Source organism: uncultured Winogradskyella sp., assembly GCF_947498345.1.
GTDB lineage: Bacteria > Bacteroidota > Bacteroidia > Flavobacteriales > Flavobacteriaceae > Winogradskyella.
This window is the reverse complement of sequence record NZ_CANMJY010000005.1, coordinates 274380-287226: the sequence shown is the minus strand read 5'-3', so window position 1 is coordinate 287226 and position 12847 is coordinate 274380. Positions and strand designations below refer to the sequence as shown.

Here is a 12847-nt window from a genome sequence, read left to right as displayed (position 1 = left end):
ATTAGAGTTTAGTAAATTCATAGGTGTTTCTTACAAAGCGTTGGTTAGAGTTTTTGAACTGTACTTCTTTTGTAACTTTGTAAGTTGTATTATTAAATTTTCGAGTAATGTACATGGTTGCCTTTTTTCCATTATCCTTTCCTTCATAGCTAGTAACAAAAGTTCTTGTACCATTTTCAATAGTATTACTGATTACTTTTTCATTGCCATAATATGTGCCGTTTTTTTTGATTTTTACGGATGACTTATCGTTTTTATGAGGCTCATAAGTGTATTGTAAATTATACACAATCTTGTCTCCTTCAATTTTGATTTGTGTTGTGGCTTCAACACTTCTTAGCTCTCCAGATTGATAATCTTTATAGGTAAGTTTTCCTTCCCAACTGGTATTATTCAGAATTTCAAAATCCGATAATTTTAAAGTGTCTTGAGCATTTACAATTAATGAAAAAATGCAAAGGCATAATGATGTTAATAGAGTTTTCATGATATATATTAGTTTAATTTTTTACTGATTAAATAGTCAAGTCCAAAACGCCCCGAACCTAAGAATAGATTATAAATTGCTACCCATAAGAAACCCATTGCTGGTAACATTCCCCAAAGCCCTTGATTCCATTTTTGCATAAAAATGGCAGTTAGCATTGTGCACATAATTAGAAATGAAACAACTCTGGTTTTAAGACCTAGCATTAAGAATAAGCCACCTACAGCTTCGCTAAAAGCACCCATCCAAGCAAAGAATATTGGTGCGGCTGCAAAAATACCACCATAAGATGCTACGTCCTCTGGGAACCAAGCAGAAACTTCGAATAGGTTTAGATTTTGACTATCTGCTGTCCATGGCATTCCGAATTTATCAGCGCCGAACATAGTAGTTAACCAAAAGCCACAAAGTACTCTTGGAATAGCAAATATGGCATCAGTAAGCCAGCTTTTTTGTATTACTGGTGTTACTAAAACTTTTAAAATTGTTTTTAATCGTGTCATTACAAATTGGTTTTAATTGTTTGATGACACAAATTTCGGATAAGAGTATTCCGCTGACGACTTATAACGTACTAGAGCGTCTTAAATACGATTTGAGACGTCTTAATTAAGTTGAGTTTTTAAATATTCGGTAGGGGAGAGGTTAGTTAATTTTTTAAACACACGGTTAAAAGTCGCTTTGCTGTTAAAGCCACACTCTTGTGCAATTCCTAATAGAGAAAGTTGTTTATGCTTGTCTTCTTTAAGCATGTTTTTAAACGCTTCAACCCTATAACCGTTTACGAAATCATTGAAGTTCTTTTTAAAGGCTGTATTTACAATTTCAGAAAGTTGCCCGCGAGACATATTTGCCATTTTAGCTAAATCAGATAAATTCAACTCGGGATTAAGGTAGACCTTATCAACTTCCATTAAATTTTTAACTGTTGAAATATCGCTTTCAGAAATTGATTTTTGGTCTTCTTCAAAATCACTGGCATCTTCGGGTATGCCAATAGTTTTAGGCGAAAAGGTAAAATCTAACCGGTTAAGTTTAGTAGTGTCTGTGTAATAACCTTTAATACCTACAAAAAGTGTTACGAGTGCAGAAAGAAGGTTTAACCACCAGCGTTGTTCATAGTTTAAATCTGTGTAGAAGCTACCAATGATATCTTGAATTGTTCCGTATAAAAACAATACGCTAAATAGTATTAGGAAGGTTAATATCCAATTCAATTCCAACTTGTAGGTATTAGAGAAATACTGCTGAATCTTTTTTCTATAATTATAAAATAGCTGAAATGTGAATGCTAAAAATAATAGCATAAAAGGTGTTTCTATAAAAGCGGAAATACTCTGAACATAAGCTTCATCCAATTTGATTTTTAATATTCCGTTTTGAGTTTCGTGGAAACTAGGTTGAAGCGCATCATAGGTATAAATACTAAATCGATATATAACAAACAGAATGGCTGGTGAAAAAAACCACCAATACTTATTTTTAAACTTAAAATTGCTTTGAGTGATTGATTTTACATACAGATAAATTAATGGGGCTAAAGCATAAGCAATATTAATTAGGAAGTAATTAATCTTAGTTGTTCTAAATTCGTTATACCATCCCATAAACCCAACTGTATAGCAGATTTGCGCATAGCATGTAAGTAGTAAAATAAGCCCTAAAAATAGATCTGAAATATTACGCTTTTTATAATAGCGTAAAAGAAGTAATATCACAAAGATGAGTACTTGTAGTACTAGAATTAATAATGGTAAACTCCATTTATTAAAATCTGGGAACATGTAATTTAGGTTTAAAACCTAAATGTATAGGATTTATCGCAATTTAGGAAAATCAATAGGGCTCATTTCGTGCATAATATCGTAAACAGCTTCAAAAATATCTTCTATTGAAGGTTTTGAGAAGTAATCTCCATCTGATCCATATGCTGGTCTATGTGGTTTGGCTGCTAATGTTTTTGGTTGACTGTCTAAATACTGAAATGCATTTTGCTCATTTAGTATTTGGTCTAAGATGTAGGCAGACGCTCCTCCTTTTACATCTTCATCAATTACCATAACACGATTTGTCTTAGAGATACTTTTAACAATATCATGATTTAAGTCAAACGGTAATAAAGACTGTACGTCTATAATTTCAGCATTAATACCAACCTCTAGCAACTCCTTGGCGGCTTGTTCAACTAATCTTAATGTAGATCCATAGGATACTAAAGTAATGTCGTCACCTTCTTTTATCGTCTCAACAACACCAATCGGAGTTCTAAATGTACCAATATTACTTGGCATCTTTTCTTTGAGACGATAACCGTTTAGGCATTCAACGATTAATGCAGGTTCGTCACTTTCTAATAATGTATTGTAAAATCCTGCAGCTTTAGTCATGTTTCTAGGTACTAAAACATGAATACCTCTAATTAAATTTAAAATACCTCCCATTTGTGAACCAGAATGCCAAATACCTTCGAGTCTATGGCCTCGTGTCCTTACGATTAATGGCGCTTTTTGACGGCCTTTAGTTCTATATTGTACCGTAGCCAGATCATCACTCATAATCTGAAGCGCATAAAGGATGTAATCTAAGTACTGAATCTCTGCTATAGGTCTTAGACCACGCATAGCCATACCAATACCTTGCCCAAGAATTGTAGCTTCTCTGATACCTGTATCAGAAACTCTAAGCTCACCAAATTTTTCTTGTAAACCTTCTAATCCTTGATTAACATCACCAATATGGCCAGCATCTTCACCAAAGATAAGTGCTTCGGGATAGGTTTGGAAAATGGCTTCAAAGTTATCTCTTAATATGACACGACCATCAACTTCTTCAGCATTATCATTATAATTTGGTAAGACCTCAGTTTGATACTGTGCTTTATACTTTGACTCGCTGTATAAGTGCGAACTATATTTAGGTTGAATGGTATCAATGTAGGTGTTAATCCAGTTTTGCAATTCAATTTTTTCTGAGTTTTCTTCAGAAACTACATATCGCAGAGCTTTACGTGCAGCAGATAATAAATCTTTTCGTAACGGTTCGTTTATAGCATCCAGATCATTCTTTAGTTTGGTAATGAAAACACCATTAGAGCTAGACTTAGCTACCTTTTCTAGTATGATAACTATATTTTGTTTTTCAGATTTAATAGGGTTAATAAATGCAGACCATGCTGCTTTTTTACCATCTCTTACCGCTTTTTTAATATCCTTTTCTAAAGCCAGAAGTTCTTCGTCTGTTGCAATATTGTTTGTAATCATCCATTGGCGCATTTGGACATTACAATCGTATTCTGCTTCCCAGGCTAAGCGCTCTTCATTTTTATAACGTTCATGAGAACCTGATGTAGAGTGGCCTTGTGGTTGTGTTAACTCTTGTACATGAATCATCACAGGGACATGTTCTTTACGAGATATTTGTGACGCCCTCTGGTAGGTGTCAATAAGCTCTGGATAATTCCATCCGTTTACTCTAAAAATTTCGTAACCGTTTGTGTCTTCTTCGCGTTGAAAACCTTTAAGGATTTCTGAGATATTCTCTTTTGTGGTTTGGTGTCTGGCATGTACAGAAATACCATATTCATCATCCCAAATACTAATAACCATTGGTACTTGCAAAACACCAGCAGCGTTTATGGTTTCAAAAAATAAACCCTCACTTGTGCTGGCATTACCAATTGTTCCCCAGGCAATTTCATTTCCCTTATTAGAAAATTTTGTGGCGTCGATACCATCAACATTTCTATAGATTTTTGAAGCTTGTGCTAAACCTAGTAATCGTGGCATTTGCCCTGCAGTAGGCGAGATATCAGCGCTAGAATTTTTTTGCTCGGTTAGGTTTTTCCAATTGCCATTTTCATCTAAGCTATGCGTAGCAAAATGTCCTCCCATTTGACGACCCGCAGACATTGGTTCTTCCTTTAAATCGGTATTGGCATATAAGCCTGCAAAGAACTGCTCAATAGTTAGTTCTCCAATAGCCATCATAAAGGTTTGATCTCTATAATAACCCGATCTAAAATCACCATTTTCAAAAGCTTTTGCCCAGGCAATTTGTGGCACTTCTTTTCCGTCACCAAAAATCCCGAATTTTGCTTTACCAGTCAATACTTCTCGTCGCCCTAATAAACTACACTCACGACTTGTTACAGCTAATTTGTAGTCTTTAAGGACTTCGGCTTTAAAATCTTCGAATGTAATTTCGGTCTTAGAGTTAGAATTTGGCTTCATATTGAAAGAATTGTGTCTTGCGAAATTACTAAATCCTAGTATAATGTGCAACTGTAGAAAGTGTTATAGTTTTGAATTATTCGCAGTAAATGAGTTTAAAATCAATTAAAAATTTAATTAAAACTAAATTTTTAACTTTTTAATAAGAATCTTCTAATACCATTTACGTGTAAACAGACTAAGGAGTATTTGTGGATCTACAGTAATAATAAAGCGAATACGTTCTCCATAATTGGGTTGTGCAATTTCCCATCCTAAATTTGAATATACAGGGAAAAACAATTCGAAATAATCCTCGACGAGGTTAAGTCTTATGCCAGAATCGTAAACAAACTTCGCTGAGTCAAATTTATTTTTTACCAAACCTACATCTCCATAAGCTTGAACATACCTCCAGATTGAGGTGCTAAAATTAGCGGTAGTCATCCACTGGTTTGCAAAAGCTGTATCTAGCATGGATTTAAATCCTCCTTCAGCTATAATAATTTGTTGACTAAATAATCCAGCGGCTTCTGAGCGCCCCAAATAGTTGAGGTCGAATAAATAATCTGTAGGTCTGTCTAAAGCAAAACTAAAAAAGTCTGAATTTGGATCAGTATTATTGTTTAGAAATAAACCAGCAAAGAGTCTAAGATTAATGTTCCTGTTGCTTTTTGTTAGTTTTCTGAACTCGTAATTTATCGATAGCTTGCTAAATTGGTCAGCAATTTGAAAGTCAGTAATAAATCTGGAAAAATTTATAATACCAGGGTTAGAATGTGTGTACCTTAAATTAAAAACACCATAATCTGGTTCATCTACTTCTATAATGGCATCTTCACCAATATCTCTGTTTATACTTACATACCTTGCAGTGATATTATCTAATCGGTCTGCTCTAAAATCATCGTCATTTCTAAAGGTAAATGATAAAGATGGTCTTATTCTGGTAAAGAAAGCATCCTCAGCAAAAGATTCGTATCCTGCAGCAATGCCATATGTAATATCAAACAAGTTTTTATTTTCAATATTATGTGTGTAGAAAATAGATGTAGCACCTGTAAGTGCTTTAGATTTGGTAGCATACTGAGGGGAAAACCTATAGTTCAATCGCTTTCTTAATATCGTTTTATTGTAAATTTTTGCACCTAGCGTAAGCCCATCATATATATTATTGAACTCCGCTAAGGGCATAAAGAAAATTTGATTATAATCTGGATCCTCAATATCTTTAAATAATCTAAACTGTAATGGTTTGTTATTTAAGAAAGAGCCATTAACAGCTTTGTAATTATCACGTTGGTTAAACTCTGGTATCGTGTTATTATAGTCTAATACTAATTTATCAGTATCGTCTTTTGGTAAACTTATGGTTTTATAGTCTTTTATATTCTCTATCCATAGTTTATCAGTAACGGAATCATTTGAGAGTCTAAATAAAGAAACTGGCATGCTATTGTTGCGCTTATTCTTTATGGTAATTTTTAGAGAATCTTCTGTTGTTTCTATAGTCTTAATCTTAAAATCAATTTTCTTCCTACTATTTATATAGTCATCAAAAAACCAATTAATATTTTTCGAGGTTTTAGATTTAAGGAAAGTTTCAAAGTCTGTAATCTTTACAGGTTTAAGCTTATGAGCTTCTATAAAGGATTTAATAGTTTTTGATAAATCGATATCTTCGGTAAAATCATCTAAATAATTAAGACCTAATCCTGCTTTATATTTTCCGGCAATATTAGCGTTGAATTTAATTAATGAGTCTTTAGAAGTTGACAAAGGTTGATCTCTATTTTTTCGTGCAATTTCCATAGAGTACAGAAAATATTGAAAATTAAAATCTAGATCGGCAGCATGAAATGTTCTGATTCCCCATATATCTGCTAACTTACCTAACAGTTTTGTATCTGGATAATATTCCTCGACGTATTTCATTAAATAGTAAATCTGAAGCCCTTCATTTAACCAATGTTCTTTTCTGGGATTAAGCAACAGGACGTTATCTAAATACTTTTTTAAGGCTGTTTTAAGCAGTTTTAATTCATATTGAAACTGATCTGGAAAAGGTCTTAAAAAATCGGGTAATTGATTTAAACCATATAAAGGGTTTTTGTTATAGTCTATTCTTGATACTAATAAGCGTTTATGAGGGTACTCCCCTAAGTTTTCAGTTAAAAACCGTGCTATTTTGTCTGATAAAATAGCTCTATCTGCACCAGGAAGTCCTCTTTCGTTGATATTAGAAATTAATATTAAATCATCAGTTTGTATAAAACTAAAATTAGGAAATCTTTGTAATGATAAATAGGTATCAGTTCTATTATTACCTTTGAAAATAGTGGATTGAATATTAGAAACAGGATCCGTCTCTACACCAGCCAGGTCTAGTTCTGACATAGCCTGATAATTTATTGGGTGAGTTAAACGAATGGTAATGTCAGATTTTGGAACATACAAGTCATCTAAATTCTTATTGCTGTAATAATGCCATTTTCCATCGTAGACTGTTGGAGTGATATACCAGTATTTGAGCTCAAAATCCTTGTTTTTGGTGTAGCCATAATCTGTAAAAGTGGTATCTGGTAGAACCAAGATGTAATCTAAGCTAAGGTAGTAGGATTCACCTGGTTTTAAGGGGTTATTTAAAGTTACTTTAATAACGTCTGGATGTGCTTTTAAATAACTAAATTCTAATCTATCTCCATTATCGGTTATAGAAGTTGCTAATGTAAATCCACGTTGCTCGCTTTTTGCTAAATGAAACTTGGTGCTAAATTCTTCTTCGAAGCGTTTGGCTAGTGGAGTAGATTTGCTAGAGTAACTATTGTTCCAGTCGTTAAGATAAATTTCGTTTAAAGTAGTGTTTGATTCGTTTTTATATATAATAGTTTGTGATATAGAAATTGTTTTGGTTTCCACATCTACTACAGCATCAATATCAATTTTGTTTTGTCCAATAATAATTGACCAATTACTTAAACAAACTAATAGTATAATTGCGAATTTTTTCAATGTTGAATTACAAATTTTGTGGGTTTTAAATCGCTGTTTTCAAAGCTTAAAAAGTAGACACCATTTTCTAATCCAGAAACATCAAATTGTTGCTTTTGGTCTGAGTTAGTTTGTAGTGTTTTTATTTGTTTTCCTAAAGTATTATAAATGCTTATATATTCATTTTTTAGTTTATATGAATTAATATAAACAATTAATTTTGAATTATTTAAAGTTTTTTCTAAAGTGTAACACTTAACACTTTCGAATTCATTTATACTTAATAAGGTAGCATCAGTTTCTAGAGAGAGCGTTACAGGAAGGTGGTCACTAAAATTATGTAGAGCATCTCTTATTTGAAACGAAAACTCAGAGCCAGCTATAGCGCAATCCGAAGAATTTATAGCCCGATTATAACAAGAAGCTAAACCATTATTACCATACACTTGATACGAGTTTGGTACATAAGTAATGTTAGCTGTACTTAACATGTTTTCTGAGGTTAAAATAAAATCAAAACGGTCGTCAAAACCACCAGTTGAACCTCCCAGGCCATTTTGAGTTCTTGTAGATTGGGTAAACACATCTACAAAGCTTGAGTTGTTATTCCAATTACCAATTCTATTAGCCGGATCAACAAAAGTAATGTTATTAGTATTATTTATCAGTTCTTGAAATGCTAATTCAGATGATCTGTAGACGTTGAGATCTCCACCTAGCATTACGTTGGTGTTTTGCGGTAATGTATCGAGGTAATTTTCTAGTTCTAAAATCATATTAAAGCGCCGTTGCGCATTGACCTCTCCACTTGATGCTTTAAGGTGGCAAACTACAATATAAAGCTCTATTGGATTGATATCTTGGTCTATAGTATTTAATAGAAGTTTATAGATATTAAAATCTCTTAAATCTGTAGGGACAATAATTTCTTCTTCTAAAATAAACTTTGTACTGTCATAATACAGTAAGTTCTGCAAGTCATTTTGATTACCTGTAGTATCATCAGAGGTATTTGAGGCATAAGTTGCCATTTCAAAATTAGAATTTAAAGCCAATCGGGTAATATCAAGAACATTATTTGCACCATTAATATTATTGAGTTCGCAGACCAAAAACAAGTCGGGTTGATAGTTAAAAAGAATAAATCCTAAATCAGCCTGACGATTGGGCACAGCATTCTCTAGAGGGTAATTAAGGAGATTGTAAAACATCACCTTAAAAGTCTCTTGTGCGGAAACGTTTATATTTATAAACCATCCAATTATAAAAAAACCAAGTGCTTTCTTTTTCATAGCATTGAATATAGAAGCAGTTTTTAAAAATTAGGACTCAACCCATATTCTTTATAGAAATCGTTTAATATATCTATGACTTCATCAGCAGTGTCTACTAAATGAATTAAATCTAAATCCTTAGGGCTAATATTATTATTGGCCTCTAATAATGTTGTTTTTACCCAATCCATCAAGCCACCCCAAAATTGTTTACCAACTAAAATAATTGGGAAGGTTTCAATTTTATGGGTTTGTATTAATGTCATGGCTTCAAATAATTCATCAAGGGTACCAAAACCTCCTGGCATTACTACAAAGCCTTGTGAGTATTTTACAAACATAACCTTACGCACAAAGAAATAATCAAAATCTAAGCTCTTATCATTGTCTATGTATGGATTGTCGTGTTGCTCAAAGGGTAATTCTATATTTAAGCCTACTGAAGTTCCGCCTGCTATGTGTGCTCCTTTATTACCTGCCTCCATAATACCTGGGCCACCACCCGTAATAACACCGTAACCATGTTCTACAATTTTCTGAGCTACTTCTTCTGCAAGTTTATAATATTTATCCGCAGGCTTGGTACGCGCTGATCCAAATATAGAAACACAAGGACCAATTTTACTTAATTTTTCATAGCCATTAACAAATTCTCCCATGATTTTAAAAATCGCCCAAGAATCGTTAGTTTTTATTTCGTTCCAGCCTTTATGGTTACTCTCTTTTCTCATATATCAATATTTTCTTATCTAATTTGCAAACTCGCTAATATAATCCATTTCGTAGCACATTAGCAAGTAGAGTACAATATAGTATTAATTCAACTCCTTACTCAAAAACTTAGCTGTATGGCTTTTTTTGTCTTTTATAACCTGTTCTGGTATACCTTTAGCAACTATTTGTCCTCCGCCTTTTCCTCCTTCATAGCCAATATCTATAATATAGTCAACGGTTTTAATGACATCGAGATTGTGTTCGATAATTAAAACTGTATTGCCTTTGTCTACTAATTTATTAAGGACTTTCATTAAAACCCTAATATCTTCAAAATGCAAACCAGTTGTAGGTTCGTCTAAAATATAGAAGGTATTACCCGTATCTCGCTTGCTTAATTCTGATGCAAGTTTTATACGTTGTGCCTCACCACCAGATAATGTTGTGCTTTGTTGTCCAAGTGTAATGTAGCCTAAACCAACATCTTTAATGGTTTTTAGTTTTCTGTGAATTTTTGGGATATGCTCGAAGAAGCTTACTGCTTCTTCGATAGTCATGTTTAAGACATCACTAATCGATTTTCCTTTATATCTAATTTCTAAGGTTTCTCTATTAAAACGCTTACCCTGGCAAGTTTCACATTCTACATAAACATCTGGTAAAAAATTCATTTCAATAACACGTAAACCACCACCTTGACAGGTTTCGCAACGACCACCAGCGACATTAAAACTAAAGCGTCCTGGTTTGTATCCACGAATCATTGCTTCAGGAATCTGAGCAAATAGTTTTCGTATTTCATCGAATGTTTTGGTATATGTAGCTGGATTACTTCTTGGAGTTCTTCCGATAGGTGATTGGTTGATATCAATAACTTTATCGATATGCTCTAAGCCTTTAATGCTCTTATAAGGCATGGGTTTTTTTACACCATTAAAATAATGTGCGTTCATAATAGGATAGAGGGTCTCATTAACTAAAGTTGACTTTCCACTACCAGAAACACCAGTAACGCCAATCATTTTTCCTAAGGGGAATTCTACATCTACATTTTTTAAATTGTTACCTGTACAGCCTTTAAGTACAATTTTTTTGTTATTACCTTTTCTACGTTTTTTAGGAATTTCAATTTCTTTTTCTCCATTAAGGTATTTGGCTGTAAGTGTGTGATGCGATAATAGCTCCTTAGGTGTTCCTTCACTGATGATTTCCCCACCATGTTTACCTGCATAAGGTCCAATATCTATAACATGGTCTGCACGTTCTATCATATCCTTGTCGTGCTCTACTACAATGACTGAATTGCCAACATCTCTAAGTGAAGCCAATGAGTTTATGAGTTTTTCGTTATCACGTTGATGTAAACCAATACTAGGTTCGTCTAAAATATATAGTACACCAACCAGTTGTGAGCCAATTTGTGTTGCCAATCGTATACGTTGTGCTTCTCCACCAGAAAGTGATTTTGAACTCCGATTTAAGGATAGGTATGTTAAGCCTACATCTAATAAAAATTGTGTACGTGCTTTAATTTCCTTTATAATTTCTGCTGAAATTTTCTGTTGCTTTTTTGAAAGTCTACCTGTTAATTCGTTTAGCCATTCACCTAGTTCAACAATATCCATTTTTACCAGTTGTGAGATGTTTTTATCATCTACTTTAAAGTATAAAGATTCTTTTCGTAATCGAGATCCTTCACAAACAGGACATTCTACTTTATCCATATAAGCTTTTGCCCAACGTACTAATGAGGTAGAGTTAGATTTGTATTGGCTCTCAATAAAGTTAGCTACTCCTTCAAAATCGATATTATAATTTCGTTTTACTCCTAATAACTTGCTTTCTACTTCAAAGCTGTCTTTGCCACCATAAAGAATAACGTGTTTTGCTTCTTCAGGAATATTTTTCCATGCATCATTTAATGAAAACTCAAAACGCTGCGCTATAGTATGAAACTGGTTAAAAATCCAACTTTTCTTTTCTGGACCATGAGGAGCCAAAGCTCCATTTTTAATAGACAAACTTTCGTCTGGGACCAATTTCTTTTCATTTACTATGTACAGCTCACCGATACCGTTACAATTTTGGCAAGCACCTTTGGGTGAGTTAAACGAAAAGTTATTAGGCTCAGGGTTTGGATATGAAATACCAGAAGACGGACACATTAGGTTGCGACTAAAGTAACGCGGTTCGTTTGTGTCTTGATCAATGACCATAAGGACATCATCACCATGATACATAGCTGTATTAATGGACTCCATGAGACGTTTTTCGTTATCTTTAGAGTCATAAATTTTTAGTCGATCAATAACAATCTCTATATCATGCGTTTTATAACGATCGAGCTTCATACCTTTCTCTAGGTCAACCATCTCACCATCTGTACGCACTTTAACAAAACCTTGTTTAGCAATTTGCTCAAAGAGCTCTCGGTAGTGTCCTTTACGAGAACGCACTACAGGAGATAATATACTAATGCGTTTACCCTTATAAGATTCTAAAATTAAGTCTTTGATTTGTTCATCACTATAGCTCACCATTTTTTCGCCAGTCTCATAGCTATAGGCATCTGCTGCTCTGGCAAATAATAAACGTAAGAAATCGTAAATTTCTGTAATAGTACCAACAGTAGAACGCGGAGATTTGCTTGTGGTTTTTTGCTCAATGGCAATAACAGGGGAAAGTCCATCAATTTTATCTACATCTGGACGTTCGAGATTTCCTAAAAACTGACGTGCATAAGCCGAAAATGTTTCAATATAACGGCGTTGTCCTTCGGCATATATGGTATCGAAAGCCAACGATGATTTTCCACTGCCGGAAAGCCCAGTAATTACTACTAACTTTTCTCTTGGAATGGTTACATCTATATTTTTGAGGTTGTGAACACGTGCGCCTTTTACCTCTATGGAATCGTCTAATGTTGTCATAAATTGGCAAAAGTGCAAAGGTACAATTTTAGATGTTAAATTGATGTGAAGGTATAGACCATTTGTCATTACCAATTAGCAGGAGTATAAATTTAAAAAAGAAACCATACATACTAAATGCTATGATATTTTTTTGAGTGATTTCGATTTTGATAAAAATATATTTAGTAATGATCTTAAAACTTCATTACAAAGAAAATATTAACGTTTTATCTAATTTAAAACTTAATTCTAAGAATTTTA

General features: G+C 33.5%; 8 protein-coding genes. All 8 read right to left on the bottom strand.

The window, feature by feature from the left end:
• Nucleotide 1: 1 nt before the first annotated feature.
• Nucleotides 2-487, bottom strand: coding sequence for a hypothetical protein (locus Q0912_RS08910; protein WP_299114200.1), 486 nt, complete (start codon nucleotides 485-487; stop codon nucleotides 2-4).
• Between the two features lie 8 nt (nucleotides 488-495).
• The gene (locus Q0912_RS08905) at nucleotides 496-990 is read right to left on the bottom strand and encodes a DoxX family protein (protein ID WP_299114198.1); all 495 of its coding nucleotides are present in this window, start codon (nucleotides 988-990) and stop codon (nucleotides 496-498) included.
• 102 nt (nucleotides 991-1092) lie between these two features.
• Complete coding sequence (locus Q0912_RS08900; protein ID WP_299114196.1) at nucleotides 1093-2271, bottom strand: helix-turn-helix domain-containing protein; 1179 nt, start codon at nucleotides 2269-2271, stop codon at nucleotides 1093-1095.
• 33 nt (nucleotides 2272-2304) lie between these two features.
• Complete coding sequence (locus Q0912_RS08895; RefSeq protein ID WP_299114194.1) at nucleotides 2305-4716, bottom strand: alpha-ketoacid dehydrogenase subunit alpha/beta; 2412 nt, start codon at nucleotides 4714-4716, stop codon at nucleotides 2305-2307.
• Nucleotides 4717-4869: 153 nt separating this feature from the next.
• Entirely contained in the window at nucleotides 4870-7707 is a 2838-nt protein-coding gene (locus Q0912_RS08890) for a metalloprotease (protein ID WP_299114192.1), read from the bottom strand.
• Nucleotides 7704-8978: a T9SS type A sorting domain-containing protein gene (locus tag Q0912_RS08885; protein ID WP_299114190.1), complete on the bottom strand. Its 1275-nt coding sequence runs from the start codon at nucleotides 8976-8978 to the stop codon at nucleotides 7704-7706. The genes Q0912_RS08890 and Q0912_RS08885 overlap by 4 nt, the downstream gene beginning before the upstream one ends.
• 23 nt (nucleotides 8979-9001) lie before the next feature.
• A complete protein-coding gene (locus Q0912_RS08880) occupies nucleotides 9002-9691 on the bottom strand; it encodes a TIGR00730 family Rossman fold protein (protein ID WP_299114188.1) in 690 nt (229 codons plus the stop codon).
• Between the two features lie 84 nt (nucleotides 9692-9775).
• Nucleotides 9776-12604 carry an excinuclease ABC subunit UvrA gene (uvrA, locus tag Q0912_RS08875; RefSeq protein WP_299114187.1) on the bottom strand — a complete coding sequence of 943 codons (2829 nt, stop codon included), beginning with the start codon at nucleotides 12602-12604 and terminating at the stop codon, nucleotides 9776-9778.
• Nucleotides 12605-12847: the final 243 nt, after the last annotated feature.